Origin of the sequence: Streptomyces sp. NPDC014006, assembly GCF_043088925.1 — a bacterium.
Taxonomy (GTDB): Bacteria; Actinomycetota; Actinomycetes; order Streptomycetales; family Streptomycetaceae; genus Streptomyces.
In genome coordinates, this window is sequence record NZ_JBICAJ010000001.1 from 41,373 (window position 1) to 58,439 (window position 17,067).

A 17,067-nucleotide genomic window follows, 5' to 3' on the forward strand; every position below is an offset into this window, starting at 1 on the left:
CCGTGCGCGTGGGCTAAAGGAGTGACGGGACCTGCGCCGCCGACACCTCCTTCGCCGCTCTCTGCAACGCACTGGCGAGCAGCGCCAGATCCGTCGGGCCGTTGCCCAGCTCGCGCACCGGGCGGCGGGCCGGCGGGTCGCCCATCCGGTGCCACTCCAGCGGGACGACCGTGGGGCGCAGCGTCGCCGTACGCGGGATACGGCCCGTGACGCGCCCCGCCTGGAACGTCGTGGTCCGCCCGCGCGCCCCGGCCAGCCGGCCCCGGCCGGGTGACGGGGCGTCCGGTCCGGCCTGGGGCGCCTCCAGCACGATCCGCAGCGCCGCTCCCCGCACCGGCTCCGACTCCCCCGTACGGCCCCCCGGGTGGGCCGCCGCCACCAGGTGCACGCCGAGCCGCTCGCCCTCCCGGGCCACCGCCTCCAGCGCCCGCATCACCGAACCGGCGGCGGGCCGGCCCGGCGCGCCCAGCGGGGGCGAGACCAGGGCGTCCAGGTCGTCGACGACCACTACGAGGCGGGGAAGCGGGGGAGCGGCTTCCGTCTGCCGGCGGGCGGCGGCGGACGGGCGTAGCCGCAGGGTGGCGCTGGACGGGGGGTCGAGGTCGGCGGCGCCGGGCGTGCCGGTCGGCGTGCCGGGTGTTCCGGCAGGCGTGCCGGGGGAGCCGCCGGCGGGGTTCGCGGTGCCCGCGAGGCCCTGCGCGGTGCGGGTGCCCGGTGCGGTGCGCTGGGCGAACAGACGGCCGGAGACCTCGCGGTGCCGGTGCCACTCGGCGAAGTCCGAGCGGCCCAGCAACTCGGCCCGCCGCTTCAGCTCCGCGCTCAGCGACTGCGCGAACTCCCGCATCAGCACCGGGTCGTTGGCGGTCAGGTGGGTCGTGACGTGCGGCACGTCCCGGCACACGTGCAGGCCGTCGCCGCCCGCGCCGCCCACCCGGTCCCGGCCGTCCATCAGCACGATGCCGAGCCGGTCGGGCCGCTCGGCCGCCGCCAGCGAGGCGACCAGGGCCCGCAGCAGCTCGGTGCGGCCGCTGCCGGGCGGGCCCTCGACGATCAGATGCGGGCCCTCGGCGACCAGATCCACGGTGACCGGGCCGCGCGGGCCCGCGCCCAGCACCGCCCACGCCCGCCCGCCGAGCGCCTCGGCGTCATCGGCCGCGTCCGCCCACCGCGCCATCAGCGACGTCGGCGTGGCGCGGGCCAGACCCAGCTCGTCCAGCAGCCGCGCCGACGACGGCAGCGGAGCCGACACGCGTGCGTGCTTCTCCCCGGACCCGTCCGGCCGCAGCGGCGCCAGCGCCCGCGCGAACCGCTCGGCCCAGGCCGTGGAGACCGCGTCCACCACCGCGACCGTGCCGTGCCCGACGGGCGCCGGGTGCGGTGCGGGCGCCACCCGCAGCAGGCGCAGCGCGCTCGCCACGTCACCGCTGAGCAGGGCGACGGCACCACACTGACGGAACGTCGGCGCGACCGCGCAGGCCGCCTCGTACGTGTCGGTCACCGGGGAGGCGGGGGAGGCCGGGGCCGTCTCGGCCAGGCACACGACGTGGATGCCCGCGCGCGGGCCCTCCAGCGCGAGCCGCGCCACCGTCTCCCGCAGCCCGGCTCCGCCCGGATCGCCGTCCACGACGACCACGGTGTACGGACCGGGGGAGGCGGTCGTCCCGCCCTGGGCGCCGTCGTCCCGGGCGCCTTCCCGGGCGTCGCCCTGGGCGTCGTCGTCGGGGCGGGCCCAGGAGGGGCGCCGCGGAGGTGTCCGGAGGCCCTCCGGAGCGTCCGGCGTCACCGGTACGGCGGGTCCGGGGCCGGGCCGGGACGGTGGCTGGTCGGCGAGGTGGTCCGCCAGGCGGCGCAGCAGTTCGTCGGTGCGGGCGGCGGCCTGCTCGCGGTCGTAGGCGAGCAGCAGGCGGCAGTCCTGGCCGTGCCCGGGCCGGACATGGGGCAGCCAGCCGAGCCATCCCCACTCCGCGGTGCGCTCCTCGAGCGTGCGCGCGCGGTCGACGCTGATCAGCACGATCTCCAGCAGGTCCGGGGAGTGCAGGGCGGCGAGCTGGGCGACCACCGCGCGGGCCAGCCCGGACAACCGCGGGCGCGGCCCCGCCAGCCCCAGCGCCCCGGCCTCGCGCAGACCGGCCGTCACGGGCACGGCGGGCAGCAGGGCGGAACCGTCGGGCGTGGTGCGGTCGGCCGTGCCCAGCCGGACGGTGAGCGCCTCCGGGTGGCCCGGGCCGCGCTCCCACAGCCGGGGGCCGGGACCGAGCGCGGTGAGCAGCAGCGCCGCCGGGTCCGGCCAGGTCTCCGCACGAGCGCTCGCGGTGCCGGCCGTCACGGGTGGCATCGGGGCGGGGCGCTCGCCGGCCGGCTCCGCGTAGGCCGACCCGTCGGCCTCCACCGGCACCGGCGCCCCCTCCGGCTCGCCGCGTCCGCCGGTCAGCCTGCGGGCCCACGCCGAGAGCCCGCCCCGCCGCCGCCCGCCGCCCCTGCGGCCCTCGCCGTCGGCGTCGCCGCCCTCGGTGTGGGCATGCGGGTGCGAAGGCGCGGGCGCGGGCTCCTGGGTGTCGGTGAGCGCGCCGAACGGGACGGCGCCGCCGTGGGTGTCCAGAGCGCGAGGGTGGTCGGCCGGGGCGGGCAGGGGGGCGCGCGGAACCGGCGTACCGGAGACCGGCGGGCCCGGGACCGTCGTACGGGAAGGGTCGGCGTGGGCTGCCGCAGCGCTGCCGTAGCTCTCGGCACGGGGTGCGCCGCCCTGGCCCGGCACCGTCGCGGGTTCCTTGAGGGCGGGCGGCCGGGGGCCGCCCGTGTGCGGGTGAGGACCGGGCGGCGGCTCGTCCCCCGCCGCGCGCACGCGCACATGCCCCTCGCCGTCCGGCGCGGTCGGCACGCGCGTGCCCGGGCCGCCGGGCGGAGCCAGCCGCAGGGCCGACTCGCCGATGCGGAGCAGGGAGCCCGGCGCGAAGCGCACCGCGCGCTCGCCCACGCGCGTGCCGTCCAGGGTGGTGCCGTTGGTGGAGTTCAGGTCGGCGACCGTGACGCGGCCGTCGGCGGACAGGGTCACCGCGCAGTGCAGCCGGGAGACGTCCGGGTCGTCGAGCGGGACGTCTGCGTCGGCGGAGCGGCCCACCCGCACCTCGCCGCCGTGCAGCAGATGGACGCCGCCCGCGTCGGGGCCGGCGACGACCTGCAGCTGCGCCGGGGCGTCGTCCAGCTCGGGGTGGGGTTCGGGGTCGGCGGGCACGCCCAGGGAGAGCACGGCGCCGTCGGTGAGCGGGGGCTCGCCCAGCGTGCAGCGCTGCGCGTCGAGCCGGTCGGCGCCCGCGTAGAGCACCACCGGCCCGTCACCGGCCTGGACCGCCGCGGCCAGCGCCGACGCCACCGCGGCCAGCGCCGTGCCCGCGGGGGCCGTCACCAGCACGTCGCAGCTCGCGGCGCGGCCGCGCGCCCCGGGGTGCGGGGCCTGCGGATCTACGACGGTCAGCCGGATCTGCATCGGCGTCAGCGGTCCCTTCTGCGCGGGCGCGGACTCCCCCCACCCCACACGAGCACGACGGCCAGTTGCTTGCAGGCATCCTCGCACCTGCCGCTGACAACACGCCCACGCGTCCGGAACAAGTGATCTTGATTGGTCGGCTCTGCCCGCAAAAGTGCTGGACCGGGGCGGCAGCGGCGACCGCTTGAGATCGGTCACGTCCGCTTTCGGCAACCCGTGAGACCACCTCGTGCGTCTTTCGTACGCAAGAGGTACGGACCTCCGACTCCGCCGGTGCCCGGCACCACGGCACTACAGTGGGTCGGAACGTAGGCAAGGCAAGCAGCAGGGAGCGCGTGACGTGCGGCCAGTCGGCAGCAAGTACCTGCTCGAGGAGCCGCTCGGACGCGGCGCCACGGGCACCGTCTGGCGAGCCAGCCAGCGTCAGACCGCGGGCGCCGAGGCGGCCGTGGCGGGCCAGCCCGGCGAGACCGTCGCCATCAAGGTCCTCAAGGAGGAGCTGGCGAACGACGCCGATGTCGTGATGCGGTTCCTGCGGGAGCGGTCCGTCCTGCTCCGGCTGACCCACCCGAACATCGTCCGGGTGCGCGACCTGGTCGTCGAGGGCGATCTGCTGGCGCTCGTCATGGACCTCGTCGAGGGCCCCGACCTGCACCGCTACCTGCGCGAGAACGGCCCCCTCACACCCGTCGCCGCCGCCCTGCTCACCGCGCAGATCGCCGACGCGCTCGCCGCCAGCCACGCCGACGGCGTCGTCCACCGCGACCTGAAGCCCGCGAACGTCCTGCTCAAGCAGGACGGCGACCAGATGCACCCGATGCTGACCGACTTCGGCATCGCCCGCCTGGCCGACTCGCCCGGCCTCACCCGCACCCACGAGTTCGTCGGCACGCCCGCGTACGTCGCCCCCGAGTCCGCCGAGGGACGCCCGCAGACCTCCGCCGTCGACATCTACGGCGCCGGCATCCTGCTGTACGAGCTGGTCACCGGACGCCCGCCGTTCTCCGGCTCCAGCGCGCTGGAGGTCCTCCACCAGCACCTGAGCGCCGAGCCGCGCCGCCCCTCCACCGTCCCCGACCCGCTGTGGACGGTCATCGAGCGCTGCCTTCGCAAGAACCCCGACGAGCGGCCCAGCGCCGTCAACCTCGCCCGCGGACTGCGGGTCGTCGCCGAGGGCGTCGGCGTGCACGCGAGCTCCGCGCAGATCGCCGCCGCCGAGGGCGTCGGCGCCCTGCTCGCTCCCGACCCCGCGCCCACCGCCGTACCGGGCGTGCCCGGGGCCGCCGACCCCACGCAGGTGCTGCCGCACGGCGCCGGGGCGTACGACCCGAACGGCGCGACCAGCGTCCTGCCGCACACGGCCGGCCCGGCCGGCGCCGCCGACCCCACCGCCGTCCTGCCGAACACCGGCCCGGGCGCCGGAGCGGCCGACCCGACGGCCGTCCTGCCGCCCGTCCCGCCGCACCAGCCCGGACAGCAGGGGCAGCAGGGACAGGGACAGTACGGCCGGCAGGGGCAGCAGGGCCCGGACCAGCCGCACCCCTGGCAGACCCAGCTGCGCGCCGCCCGCGACCGCAACGAGCAGACGCAGATCCAGTACCTCGACCCGAACGACGACCCGCTGCGCCGCCGCCCCCAGCGGCAGGTCGCCCGGCCCCAGCAGCCGGCGCCGCGCCCGCAGCAGCAGCCCGCCCCGCAGGGCCGTCAACCGCGCTACCAGCAGGGTTACGGCTACCCGCAGGGCCAGCAGCCGCAGCAGTACGCCCCGCCGACCCCGCCCCAGCAGCCGCAGCGGCCGGTGCGCGAGCCGCGGCCGGCGCGTCAGCGCAGCGCCAACCCGATGAAGATCCCCGGGCTCGGCTGCCTGAAGGGGTGCCTGTTCGTGATCGTCATCCTCTTCGTCGCCGGGTGGATGATCTGGGAGTTCACCCCGCTGCAGGACTGGATCGGGACCGGTCGGACCTACTGGGGCGAGCTGAAGCACTGGTACGACACCGTGACCGGCTGGATCGGCGATCTGGGCGGTTCCTCCGGCGGTTCGTCGGGTGGCAGCGGCAGCTGACCCGTCGGCACGAGTCTGGGGATTTGTCGACAACAGACGGGTGATTTCCGTCTCCGCGGTGAACGCCGGCTCCTCGGACGCGTAGTTTTAGCGACAACACGCGTCTGTAGGAGCAGTCTTGGCACGGAAGATCGGCAGCCGGTACACCGCCCACCAGATCCTCGGCCGGGGCAGCGCCGGAACGGTGTGGCTGGGCGAGGGCCCCGACGGGCCCGTCGCCATCAAGCTGCTGCGTGAGGACCTCGCGTCCGACGAGGAGCTCGTGGGCCGCTTCGTGCAGGAGCGCACGGCGCTGCTCGGTCTGGAGCACCCGAACGTGGTGTCGGTGCGGGACCTGGTCGTCGACGGCAACGATCTCGCGCTGGTCATGGACCTTGTGCGCGGCACGGACCTGCGGACGCGGCTGGAGCGCGAGCGGCGCCTCGCGCCGGCGGCGGCCGTGTCGATCGTGGCGGACGTCGCCGAGGGGCTCGCCGCCGCGCACGCGGCGGGGGTCGTCCACCGGGACGTCAAGCCGGAGAACGTGCTGCTCGACATGCAGGGCCCGCTCGGCCCCGGCGGCTCGCACCGGGCCCTGCTGACGGACTTCGGGATCGCGAAGCTGATCGACACCCCGAAGCGGACCCGCGCCACGAAGATCATCGGTACGCCGGACTATCTCGCCCCCGAGATCGTGGAGGGCCTGCCGCCGCGGGCGGCGGTGGACATCTACGCGCTCGCGACGGTCCTGTACGAGCTGCTGGCGGGCTTCACGCCGTTCGGCGGCGGGCATCCGGGGGCGGTGCTGCGGCGCCATGTCACCGAGACGGTGGTGCCACTGCCCGGCATCCCGGAGGAGCTGTGGCAGCTGCTCGTCCAGTGCCTGGCCAAGGCCCCGGCGTCCCGCCTGCGCGCCTCCGAGCTGGCGGTACGGCTGCGGGAGCAGCTACCGATACTGGCCGGCCTGCCGCCGCTGGACGTCGACGAGCCGGACGCGGAGGCGGAGGGCGACGAGGAGACCGAGGACGGCGACGGTACGGCGGAGCCGGAAGGGGCCGCCGTCCGGACCCGCCGCGGGGCCGTCCCCCTGGTCCGGGGCGCGGCGCCGGACTCCAACCGGGACACGCATACGTCGATGAGGGTGCCGGGTCCCGACGAGCTGGCCGGCGGCGCCCTGGGCACGGCCCGCGCGCCCCGTGCCGCGGGCGCCCCCCGCCCCGGTTCCGCCCGCAACCGCGCGACGGCCGTACGGCGGCGCCGGGTGACGTTGGGTGTGGCCGGGGTGCTGGTCGCTGCCGCGGTGGGGGTCGGGGCGTGGGCGGCCGTGTCCGACGACGACGGCGCCTCCTCGCCGGACACGAAGAACTCGGCGCCGGTGACGCCGTGACCTCGGCTGTGCCCGGTCGGCGCGCCGCCGTGACCTGGGCTGCTCCCGGCCCGCGCGCCGCTGTGACCTGGGCTGTCCCCGGCCCGCGCGCCGCTGTGACCGCCCCGGAGCGCCGCCCCGGGCCCCGCCAGGGGGTCCGCCCCTGAACCCCGTGGCGTTTCCCACCCGCCCATCCGACTCTCTTGCACAAGAGCCACCCCCACGGGGCTCCGCCCTGGACCCCGGTGCGGGTCTGTCCGGACCCCGGTGTGGCGACACGGCCACTGCCCGGGGCTCCGCCCCCTGGACCCCGGGGCGTTTCCCACCCACCCACCCGACTCTCTTGCGCAAGAGTCACCCCCACGGGGCTCCGCCCCGGACCCCCACGGGGCTCCGCCCCGAACCCCGGCGGGGCTCCGCCCGGTCCCCGGGGGGTCTGCCCCGGTCCCCGAGTGTCGGCCCGGCCCCTGCCAGGGGCTTTGCCCGAACCCCGGCAGGGACCTGCCCCGACCCCGGCAGGGACCTGCCCCGACCCCGGCAGGGACCTGCCCCGACCCCGGCAGGGATCTGCCCCGGCCCCGGTGCGGTGGCCCGCCCCAGCCGGGGGCTTCGCCCCGGGCCCTTCTCCCCAGCCCCTTCGCCCCGCACCCCGTAAGGCCGTAAGGGCGCTCTGACCGGCGGTGACGGTCCTCCCTTGTGGGCCGGGGCGGCCGACCGGCGTAGGTCGGACGGTGGAGCCGTTACGCTGGAGGCGTGGCAGTCGTCGATGTATCCGAAGAGCTGAAGTCCCTCTCCTCGACCATGGAGTCGATCGAGGCCGTCCTGGACCTCGACAAGCTGAGGGCAGACATCGCCGTGCTCGAGGAGCAGGCGGCCGCGCCGTCCCTGTGGGACAACCCGGACGAGGCGCAGAAGATCACCAGCAAGCTCTCCCACCTCCAGGCCGAGGTGCGGAAGGCCGAGGCCCTGCGCTCGCGGATCGACGATCTCGCCGTGCTCTTCCAGATGGCCGAGGAGGAGGACGACCCGGACACCCGCGCCGAGGCCGAGTCCGAGCTCGTGTCCGTCAAGAAGTCGCTGGACGAGATGGAGGTCCGCACGCTGCTCAGCGGCGAGTACGACTCCCGCGAGGCGCTCGTCAACATCCGGGCCGAGGCGGGCGGCGTCGACGCCGCCGACTTCGCGGAGAAGCTGCAGCGGATGTACCTGCGGTGGGCGGAGCAGAAGGGCTACAAGACCGAGCTCATCGAGACGTCGTACGCCGAAGAGGCCGGCATCAAGTCGACCACCTTCGCGGTGCACGTCCCGTACGCCTACGGCACCCTCTCCGTCGAGCAAGGCACGCACCGCCTCGTGCGCATCTCGCCCTTCGACAACCAGGGCCGCCGCCAGACCTCCTTCGCGGGTGTCGAGGTCCTCCCCGTCGTCGAGCAGTCCGACCACGTCGACATCGACGAGTCCGAACTGCGCATCGACGTGTACCGGTCCTCCGGCCCCGGCGGCCAGGGCGTCAACACCACCGACTCCGCGGTGCGCATCACGCACCTGCCGACCGGCATCGTGGTCTCCTGCCAGAACGAGCGCTCGCAGATCCAGAACAAGGCCACCGCGATGAACGTCCTCCAGGCCAAGCTGCTCGAGCGGCGCCGGCAGGAGGAGCAGGCCAAGATGGACGCCCTCAAGGGCGACGGCGGAAACTCCTGGGGCAACCAGATGCGTTCGTACGTCCTGCACCCGTACCAGATGGTGAAGGACCTGCGGACCGAGCACGAGGTCGGCAACCCCGAGGCCGTCTTCAACGGCGAGATCGACGGCTTCCTCGAGGCCGGAATTCGCTGGCGCAAGCAGCAGGAGAAGTAAGTTTATCGACAAAGCCAACCGCCCCTCGCGTAGGGGCGGTTGTCGTTTGTCCAGCTTTTACAGCACGCTCACACTCGCCAACTCACTGCAAAGATCCCCTTATTCGGACATCGTGCCCGCAACGGCCTTGACGTTGCTTTGAAAAATGGGAAGGGTTGGGCGCGGCATGCGTATTTCTGGGGCGCATGTGAACCGGGGGAACGTGAGCAAACGTGCTGCCTCCTCCGTCGATCACCGTCCCGAGCGCCGCCTCACTGACGATCAGCTACTGGGGGTAGCAACCACATGACCAAGAAGACGCGGATCCGCGTCGCGCGGATTGCCGCCGGCGCCGTGATCGCGGCCGGTGCGTCCCTGACGGCGGCGGGCGCCGCCTCCGCACTCGACCTCAACATCGGCGTCAACGTCGCAGGCACCGGCTCGGACGGCGGGTCGACGGACGGTGGCACCACCGACGGCGGCGCGATCGGCGGCGTCATCGGCGGCGGCGACGGTGGCACGACCGATGGCGGCACCACCGATGGTGGCACCACGGACGGTGGCACCACGGACGGCGGCACCACCGACGGTGGTACGACCGATGGCGGCACGACCGACGGCGGCACCACGGACGGTGGGACCACCGACGGTGGCACCACGGACGGTGGGACCACCGACGGCGGCACCACGGACGGTGGTACGACCGACGGTGGTACGACCGACGGCGGCACCACCGACGGTGGCACGACCGACGGCGGTGGCTCCTCCAACGGCGGCGCCAACAGCGGTGGCTCGTCCAACGGCGGCTCCGGCAATTCCGGTGGGTCCGGCAGCGGCGGCGGCAGCGCTTCCGGTGGCTCCACCACCGGCGGCGGCTCCACCACCGGCGGTTCCACGGGCGGCGGCTCCACCGCCGGCGGCTCCACGGGCGGCGGCTCCGCCACCGGCGGCTCCGCCACCGGCGGTTCCACCACCGGTGGCGACCACACCGACCCCAACGGTGGCAGCTCCACCCAGGAAGAGGGCTCCTCGGCCCTGACCGACACCGGTGAGGCCACCTCCTCCACCGGCGGTTCCGCCGCCTCCGCCCAGGGCAAGGGCGGCCAGCTCGCCGAGACCGGTGCCGGTCAGACCGCGTTCCTGGTCATCGGTGCCGCCACGATGATCGCCGGCGGTATCGGCTTCCGCATCCTGCCGCGTCTCGCCGCAGGCCGCGGCGCTGCCGCCGCCTGACGGTAGCGGCACCGGCACCGGCGGTAACGCAGCCGGCCGTACACGCACGACGAAGGGCCCGGAGCATCCAGCTCCGGGCCCTCGGTCGTCGTCCTGGCGTTCGGTGACCGCCTGCTACACGGTCTGGTGCGCCAGCAGCGCCACCGCCGCGATCAGCGCGGCCAGCAGTGCGATCAGCGCCACGGGGTTGAGCCCGGCGAAGAAGTTCTCCTGCTGCAGCCGCTGGCGGTTCGCACGGCACACGGGGCACCGGCCCTCGCTCACGGGCGCCGCGCAGCTCGCGCACACCAGCCGGTCGTACGTCATGCGCTCGCCCTCCTTGAACCGGTTTCTGTCCCGTACAACGCATACGGAAACGCGAACGTTCCCCCTACCACTGTGCCAGGTTCCCGCGGAGGGTGCGCCGGGGACGCCGCGTTGCAATGTTCCGTACAAAAACGTACAAGCCTCGCTCAACCGTTACCGGTGACTGCGCCGCCACACTCGCTTCGCGTATGGTCACGCTCATCTACCCCCGGCGACCCGTGGTGCATCCGTGATCCGATTCGACAATGTCTCCAAGGTCTACCCCAAGCAGACCCGCCCCGCCCTCAGGGATGTCTCCCTGGAGGTCGAGAAGGGCGAGTTCGTGTTCCTCGTGGGGTCCTCCGGCTCCGGAAAGTCCACTTTCCTGCGGCTGATCCTCCGCGAGGAGCGGTGCAGCCACGGACAGGTGCACGTCCTCGGCAAGGACCTCGCGCGTCTCTCCAACTGGAAGGTGCCGCAGATGCGCCGCCAGCTGGGGACCGTCTTCCAGGACTTCCGCCTGCTGCCGAACAAGACGGTCGCCGAGAACGTCGCCTTCGCGCAGGAGGTCATCGGCAAGTCCCGCGGCGAGATCCGCAAGTCCGTGCCGCAGGTACTGGAACTGGTCGGGCTCGGCGGCAAGGAGGACCGCATGCCGGGCGAGCTGTCCGGTGGTGAGCAGCAGCGCGTCGCCATCGCGCGGGCGTTCGTCAACCGGCCCAAGCTGCTGATCGCCGACGAGCCCACCGGCAACCTCGACCCGCAGACCTCCGTCGGCATCATGAAGCTGCTCGACCGGATCAACCGGACGGGCACGACCGTCGTGATGGCGACGCACGACCAGAACATCGTGGACCAGATGCGCAAGCGCGTCATCGAGCTGGAGAAGGGACGCCTCGTCCGAGACCAGGCCCGCGGCGTCTACGGCTACCAGCACTGACCGACGCGTACGAGACCGCATCCAAGCCACGGAAAGGCATAACCAGCCGCCATGCGCGCCCAGTTCGTCCTGTCGGAGATCCGTGTGGGTCTCCGCCGCAACCTGACGATGACCCTCGCGGTCATCGTCTCCGTCGCCCTCTCGCTCGCCCTGTTCGGCGCCTCGCTCCTGATGAGCGACCAGGTGAGCCAGATGAAGGGCTTCTGGTACGACAAGGTCAACGTCTCGATCTTCCTCTGCAACAAGAGCGACGCCGAGTCCGACCCCAACTGTGCCAAGGGCGCGGTGACCGCGGACCAGAAGAAGCAGATCCTCGACGACCTGAAGAAGATGTCGGTCGTCGACAAGGTCGTGTACGAGTCGCAGGACGATGCGTACAAGCACTACAAGGAGCAGTTCGGCAACTCCCCGCTGGCCAGCTCCCTGACGCCGGACCAGATGCAGGAGTCGTACCGGATCAAGCTGAAGGACCCGGAGAAGTACCAGGTCATCGCGACCGCCTTCAACGGGCGTGACGGCGTGCAGTCGGTCCAGGACCAGAAGGGCATCCTGGACAACCTGTTCACGCTGCTCGGCTATCTCAACCTCGGCGCGCGCGGCGTGATGCTGGTGATGCTCTCGGTGGCGCTGCTGCTGATCGTCAACACCGTCCGCGTCTCGGCGTTCAGCCGCCGGCGGGAGACCGGGATCATGCGGCTGGTCGGTGCGTCCGGCCTGTACATCCAGGCGCCGTTCATCATGGAGGCGGCCGTCGCCGGGGTGATCGGCGGCACGGTCGCCTGTACGTTCCTGGTCCTCGGCCAGTACTTCGTCATCGACCACGGTGTGGCGCTGGCGCAGAAGCTGCCGCTCATCAACTTCGTCGGCTGGGACGCGGTGTTGACCAAGCTGCCGCTCATCCTCGCCGCGAGCTTCCTGATGCCCGCGTTGGCCGCGTTCTTCGCGCTGCGCAAGTATCTGAAGGTGTGACGCACGCCAAGAGGGTCGCGGGGGCAAGAGCCCCTGCGGCCCTTCGTCGTTGTCCTAGACTCACCGCCATGTCAGGTCGTGACCTGTTCTGTCAGCCCCGCCGCATCGGCCGCGGGGCCACCCTGGCATTGGTGTTCGCGAGCGTGCTCGTCGCGGGAGCGGCGACCGGGTCGCTGCCCGGCACCGACCGCGTAACCACGGCGGAGACGGTCCGCACGGCCGGTGGTCCCGGCGGGCGCCACGAGGAGGTAGCCCGGGCCGCCGCCGAGGCGATGGCCGACGGCAAGTCCCCGACGGAGGCCGCCGAACGGGCCGTCAGCCGCAGCGGGGACCGCTGGGGCGCCGTCTACTCCCAGGGCGAGTACGAGGAGTTCCAGGAGGCCCTCGATGGCCGCTACACGGGCGTCGGCCTGTGGGCGCGGCGCGAGCGGGGCGGCCGTATCGAGGTGACGAAGGTCAGCGCCGGGTCGCCGGCGGCAGAGGCCGGCATCTGCGCGGGCGACCGGCTGCGCAGCATCGACGGGCACGCGGTCGACGGCCGCCCCGTCACCGACGTCGTCTCGTTGCTGCGCGGCGACGCCACCGACGCCGGAGCCGGTACGCCGGTCAGGCTCGGCCTGGAGCGCGGCACGCGTGCGTGGACGCTCACCCTGCGCCGCGCCCGGCTGTCGACGAACTCGGTGACGGTCCGCACGCTCCCCGGCGGCATCACCGTGATCAGGATCGCCTCCTTCACCAAGGGCGTCGGCGACAAGGTCCGCGCCGCGGTACGGCGGGCGCCGGCCGACGCCGGGATCGTGCTCGACCTGCGCGGCAACTCCGGCGGCCTGGTCACCGAGGCCGTGGACACCGCGTCCGTCTTCCTCGACGGCGGCCTGGTCGCCACCTACGACGTGGACGGCGCCCCGCGCGTCCTGCACGCCGCGCCCGGCGGCGACACGGCCCGGCCCTTGGTCACGGTCGTCGACGGCGGGACGATGAGCGCGGCCGAACTGCTCACCGGCGCCCTGAAGGACCGCGGCCGCGCCGTCGTCGTCGGGTCGCGCACCTTCGGCAAGGGCTCGGTGCAGATGCCGAGCCGGCTGCCGGACGGCTCCGTGGCCGAGCTGACCGTCGGGCACTACCGCACGCCCTCGGGCCGCGGCGTCGACGGCGCCGGCATCACGCCGGACCTGGAGGCCGACGGCGAGGCGCTGAGGCGGGCCCGGACGGTGCTCAGCGGACTGGGCGACACCACGTAGATCGTGCGGGCCGGGTTAATCCGCTTCCCGCGCACCCCCGGTGTGGTGCGAAAATGGTGGGCACTATGGCTAAGGAAAAAGGGCGCAAGCTGATCGCGCAGAACAAGAAGGCGCGGCACGACTACCTCATCATCGACACCTACGAGGCCGGTCTGGTCCTCACCGGGACCGAGGTGAAGTCACTGCGCCAGGGGCGGGCGTCGCTGGTCGACGGCTTCGTGCAGCTGGACCAGCACGAGGCGTGGCTGCACAACGTGCACGTCCCGGAGTACAGCCAGGGCACCTGGACCAACCACAGCGCCCGCCGCAAGCGCAAGCTGCTGCTGCACCGCGAGGAGATCGCCAAGCTGGAGTCGAAGTCCCAGGAGACGGGTCACACGATCGTGCCCCTCGCCCTGTACTTCAAGGACGGCCGGGCCAAGATCGAGATCGCGCTGGCGAAGGGCAAGAAGGAGTACGACAAGCGGCAGACGCTGCGCGAGAAGCAGGACCGCCGCGAGACCGAGCGCGCGATCTCGGCGGTACGGCGCAAGCAGCGGGCGTAGCGCCTGTCCGGCGGGTCGGCCCTGGCCGGGGAATAGGCTGGCATCCCCCGGCGTTGGTCACGTACGATGGCAGGTAGCACCGGACGTGATGCCCGGTGTGCTCATTGAAAAATCAACATGGGGATGATCGGTTTCGACAGCGGCTGTCGAAGCAGGGGAAGCGTGTCGAGGAAGCGGCCATGATCTCGTAAACCACAGGCCGAAAAAAATAATCGCCAACACCAAGCGCGATTCCTTCGCCCTCGCTGCCTAAGTAGCGACTTGCGAAGTGTCAGCCCGGGGCTGTTCCCGACCCGGATCCTGGCATCAGCTAGGGAACTAAACCTTGATCCCGGTCACGGGGTGAAGAGGGAAATCAAACAGTGACTGAGCCCGTCGGAGACTTGTCCGCGTGATCTCCGGGGCCGAGAAAAGCGCAGCGGACTGCACACGGAGAAGCCCTGATTCCGCACCGTTGGACGCGGGTTCGATTCCCGCCATCTCCACGAGATCCCTCCGGGGATCACCCCATGTGGGCGAAGGCCCCGCCGCTTCGAGCGGCGGGGCCTTCGCCATGCGTACATGTACCTGTACAGACCTGTACGGGTACGGAAGGGGTCGAGCATCGTGACCGCATACACACTGCGCCCGATCGGACGCGTCGAGTCCCGGCTCACGGACCGGGCCGCGGCGCCCCGCCAGCCCGACGAGGGAGCGCCCGACGCCTGGCTCGTCGTCGACGAGCGGTACGCCGCCGCGCTCGACGGTCTCACCGAGGGCGCCGACGTCGTGCTGCTGACCTGGCTCGACCGCGCCGACCGCGACACGCTCACGGTGCGCCCGCGTGACGACGCCGCCCGGCCGCTCACCGGTGTCTTCGCCACCCGCGCGCCGGACCGCCCCAACCCGATCGGCCTGCACACCGTCCGCGTCCTCACCGTGTCCGGCACGCGCATCCATGTGCGCAACCTGGAGACCATCGACGGCACCCCCATCCTCGACATCAAGCCCGTCCTGACACCGGAGCGCTGAGGGGCGCCGGTCTGTGACACCCCTGTGACCGGAGCAGTGGCTTCCGCCACAGCCGCCCGGCCGGGGCCCTGATGGGGTGACCGGATGCGGACCACCCACCTCGCGGCCCCGGCCGTCCTGGCCGTCGCCCTGCTGCTCTCGGCGTGCGGCACCCGGACGGCGGACGGTTCGGCCGGCGCACCCCCCTGCCCCTCGCCCTCACCGGCGACCGGCGCGGGAGAGGAGAAGGACGGGGTGCGGATCACCGCGCTCCCGGCCTCCGGCCGGGGCGGTGCCTGCGGTCGCACCGGTTCCACGGTCACGTACGAGGTCACCAACCGCACCGGTGCCGAGATGACGTACACGGTCACGCTCAGCTTCCTTGCGGGCTCCGCCGGCGCGCTCGCCAACGTGACGCAGACGGTGGAGCGGGTGGCCCCGGGTGCGACGGTCCGGCGGACGGCCGGGCCGCCGTACGGGACGGGCGATGTGACGGGCGCGAAAGTCCTGAAGGTGCGCAGTGTCCCGTCCGCCGAGGCGCCCTCGCAGAGCGGCCCGTGTCCGCCCTCCGGGGTGCGGGTGTACGCCGACCGGGGCGACGCGGCGATGGGCCTGAGGGTCGTGGGGCTGCACCTGGAGAACTGCGGCACCGGCACCTACCGCCTCGACGGCTACCCCCTGCTCCAGCTCCTCGACGAGGACCACAAGCCGCTGGACACGGTCCGCGTCCTGCACGGCGGCGACGAGATCGCCTCCGGCACCGGCGCGGACGGAGCCCCGGCGCCGCTCGCCCTGGCACCCGGACAGCGGGCGGCGGCCGTCATGACCTGGCGCAACACCACCGGCTTCGGTGAGGCGGTGAACGCCCCGTACGTCCGTGTACGGGCGAAGCCGGGCGCCGAGCCGATCACGGTGACCCCGGAACTCGACCTGGGCACGACGGGCAAGCTGGGCGTGGGACCGTGGAAGCGGGATCCGGGCGCCTAGCGAGACGCCCCCCCGGGCCCGGCGACCGCAGTCAGCCGCCGATCTCCGCGGGCTTGACGACCACCCAGCCCCGGTCGGCGTCCACCGGGACACCGGCTGCCTTCTGCTGGTCGGTGCGCCCGGCCTTCTCGGTCTCCAGCGCGTCGGTGTACTTCTGCTTGCGGTTGACCCACAGCCGCAGGCCCCCGGAGCGCACATCGGTGTCGAAGAGCATGAACCAGTCCGACGGGGAGTCCCCGGCCACGAGGGCGGGCCGCCGGTATGGGTCGATGTACTCCTTGATGCCGGCGAGCTTGCCCACGTACCACGTGGCCGGCGTCCACAGGTACGGCGTCACGACCATGCCGGCGTGCCGGCTCGCCGGGTACTCCGCGTCCAGGAAGTGCCCCTGCTCGATCTGCTTGCGGGCGGTGGTCAGTTCACCCGTCGCGGGGTCGCGCAGCAGCGTCGTGACGCCGATGACGTTCTGCGGCTCGACACCGAGGCCGTAGCGGGGGTCGGACACGACCATGCGCACCAGCTCCTCGTGCGCGGCGGTCATGACGTACGGCGTGATCCCGTGCTCCCGCAGCGCGTTGAGGAGTTCGCGCTGGCCGGGGTAGATCCGCGGCGCGTCGACGGTGTCGTGCACGAGGGTGTCGCCGTCGTAGTACGTGACCGGGATGGGGTCGGTGCGGGCGAAGAGTTCGTCGACGCGGGTCTTGAGCTGCCGCAGGCTGAAACCGGCGAACACCTGCGCGATCCAGGGGTAGCCGACCTTGTCGTCGATCTCGCAGAGCCGCACGTAGTACGAGTACAGGCTCTCGCTGTCCCGGAACGGAATGAGCCGCAGCGACGGGTCGATCGACTCCGGGCTCAGCGCGCCCTTCATCTCCAGATAGGGGAGCAGGGCCTCTTCGAGGTCGTGGCGCCAGATGGTGTTGTCGGCGTCGAACACGGCGTACGCGTCGCGCCCCGCGTGCTCGGCGATGAGCCGCTCCAGCCGGCGCGCTTGCTCCGCGGGCCAGTGCGTCAGCCGCGCCCGTCCTCCGCCCCGGTGGCCGGGCGCGGGCCCGTCCGATGCCCGCGCCGGAACCGGAACGGCCGTCACCGCACCCACGACCGATACCGCACTGAGCAGACGACGCCGGGTGACGGCCATCTCGGC

Annotated in this window: 13 protein-coding genes and 1 other RNA gene; 11 read left to right on the forward strand and 3 right to left on the reverse strand. The window is 73.2% G+C overall.

Going from position 1 to position 17,067, the window contains the following annotated elements; translation table 11 throughout:
- Positions 1-13 precede the first annotated feature (13 nt).
- Positions 14-3,484: an FHA domain-containing protein gene (locus ACF1GV_RS00170; protein WP_391678412.1), complete on the reverse strand. Its 3,471-nt coding sequence runs from the start codon at positions 3,482-3,484 to the stop codon at positions 14-16.
- Positions 3,485-3,824: 340 nt separating this feature from the next.
- On the opposite strand from ACF1GV_RS00170, the gene ACF1GV_RS00175 reads away from it, so the two are divergent.
- The 4 genes from ACF1GV_RS00175 to ACF1GV_RS00190 all read left to right on the forward strand — a co-directional run bounded on the left by ACF1GV_RS00175 (position 3,825) and on the right by ACF1GV_RS00190 (position 9,963).
- Complete coding sequence (locus ACF1GV_RS00175; RefSeq protein WP_391676512.1) at positions 3,825-5,546, forward strand: protein kinase; 1,722 nt, start codon at positions 3,825-3,827, stop codon at positions 5,544-5,546.
- Between the two features lie 118 nt (positions 5,547-5,664).
- Positions 5,665-6,912, forward strand: a complete 1,248-nt coding sequence (locus ACF1GV_RS00180; protein WP_391676514.1) for a serine/threonine-protein kinase — start codon at positions 5,665-5,667, stop codon at positions 6,910-6,912.
- 732 nt (positions 6,913-7,644) lie between these two features.
- Positions 7,645-8,751 carry a peptide chain release factor 2 gene (gene prfB / locus ACF1GV_RS00185; protein WP_391676516.1) on the forward strand — a complete coding sequence of 369 codons (1,107 nt, stop codon included), beginning with the start codon at positions 7,645-7,647 and terminating at the stop codon, positions 8,749-8,751.
- 285 nt (positions 8,752-9,036) lie between these two features.
- The gene (locus ACF1GV_RS00190; RefSeq protein WP_391676517.1) at positions 9,037-9,963 is read left to right on the forward strand and encodes a hypothetical protein; all 927 of its coding nucleotides are present in this window, start codon (positions 9,037-9,039) and stop codon (positions 9,961-9,963) included.
- 114 nt (positions 9,964-10,077) lie between these two features.
- Here ACF1GV_RS00190 and ACF1GV_RS00195 read toward each other — a convergent pair whose 3' ends face one another.
- Positions 10,078-10,269: a hypothetical protein gene (locus ACF1GV_RS00195; RefSeq protein WP_363268709.1), complete on the reverse strand. Its 192-nt coding sequence runs from the start codon at positions 10,267-10,269 to the stop codon at positions 10,078-10,080.
- Between the two features lie 229 nt (positions 10,270-10,498).
- Between ACF1GV_RS00195 and ftsE the strand changes: the two genes are divergently transcribed.
- The 7 genes from ftsE (at position 10,499) to ACF1GV_RS00230 (ending at position 15,920) form a co-directional block, all read left to right on the forward strand.
- Complete coding sequence (gene ftsE, locus ACF1GV_RS00200; protein ID WP_361622374.1) at positions 10,499-11,188, forward strand: cell division ATP-binding protein FtsE; 690 nt, start codon at positions 10,499-10,501, stop codon at positions 11,186-11,188.
- A gap of 51 nt (positions 11,189-11,239) precedes the next feature.
- Positions 11,240-12,157, forward strand: a complete 918-nt coding sequence (ftsX, locus tag ACF1GV_RS00205) for a permease-like cell division protein FtsX (RefSeq protein WP_363268708.1) — start codon at positions 11,240-11,242, stop codon at positions 12,155-12,157.
- Positions 12,158-12,225: 68 nt separating this feature from the next.
- Complete coding sequence (locus ACF1GV_RS00210; protein WP_391676519.1) at positions 12,226-13,398, forward strand: S41 family peptidase; 1,173 nt, start codon at positions 12,226-12,228, stop codon at positions 13,396-13,398.
- A 65-nt stretch (positions 13,399-13,463) separates the two neighbouring features.
- On the forward strand, positions 13,464-13,943 hold the full coding sequence (gene smpB / locus ACF1GV_RS00215) for an SsrA-binding protein SmpB (protein WP_391676521.1): 480 nt from the start codon (positions 13,464-13,466) through the stop codon (positions 13,941-13,943).
- Positions 13,944-14,062: 119 nt separating this feature from the next.
- Positions 14,063-14,431, forward strand: a transfer-messenger RNA (tmRNA) gene (gene ssrA, locus ACF1GV_RS00220).
- 118 nt (positions 14,432-14,549) lie between these two features.
- A complete protein-coding gene (gene tsaA, locus ACF1GV_RS00225; protein ID WP_391676523.1) occupies positions 14,550-14,954 on the forward strand; it encodes a tRNA (N6-threonylcarbamoyladenosine(37)-N6)-methyltransferase TrmO in 405 nt (134 codons plus the stop codon).
- 84 nt (positions 14,955-15,038) lie between these two features.
- Entirely contained in the window at positions 15,039-15,920 is an 882-nt protein-coding gene (locus tag ACF1GV_RS00230; protein WP_391676524.1) for a DUF4232 domain-containing protein, read from the forward strand.
- 31 nt (positions 15,921-15,951) lie between these two features.
- On the opposite strand, the gene ACF1GV_RS00235 is transcribed toward ACF1GV_RS00230, so the two are convergent.
- Positions 15,952-17,019 carry a haloacid dehalogenase-like hydrolase gene (locus ACF1GV_RS00235; protein WP_391676525.1) on the reverse strand — a complete coding sequence of 356 codons (1,068 nt, stop codon included), beginning with the start codon at positions 17,017-17,019 and terminating at the stop codon, positions 15,952-15,954.
- Positions 17,020-17,067: the final 48 nt, after the last annotated feature.

Bases quoted from the DNA above. Each gene is read 5' to 3' on its own strand.
- ACF1GV_RS00170 (WP_391678412.1), bottom strand. From the start codon at position 3,484: ATGCAGATCCGGCTGACCGTCGTAGATCCGCAGGCCCCGCACCCCGGG.
- ACF1GV_RS00190 (WP_391676517.1), top strand. From the start codon at position 9,037: ATGACCAAGAAGACGCGGATCCGCGTCGCGCGGATTGCCGCCGGCGCC.
- ACF1GV_RS00195 (WP_363268709.1), bottom strand. From the start codon at position 10,269: ATGACGTACGACCGGCTGGTGTGCGCGAGCTGCGCGGCGCCCGTGAGC.
- ftsX (WP_363268708.1), top strand. From the start codon at position 11,240: ATGCGCGCCCAGTTCGTCCTGTCGGAGATCCGTGTGGGTCTCCGCCGC.
- ACF1GV_RS00210 (WP_391676519.1), top strand. From the start codon at position 12,226: ATGTCAGGTCGTGACCTGTTCTGTCAGCCCCGCCGCATCGGCCGCGGG.
- smpB (WP_391676521.1), top strand. From the start codon at position 13,464: ATGGCTAAGGAAAAAGGGCGCAAGCTGATCGCGCAGAACAAGAAGGCG.
- ACF1GV_RS00230 (WP_391676524.1), top strand. From the start codon at position 15,039: ATGCGGACCACCCACCTCGCGGCCCCGGCCGTCCTGGCCGTCGCCCTG.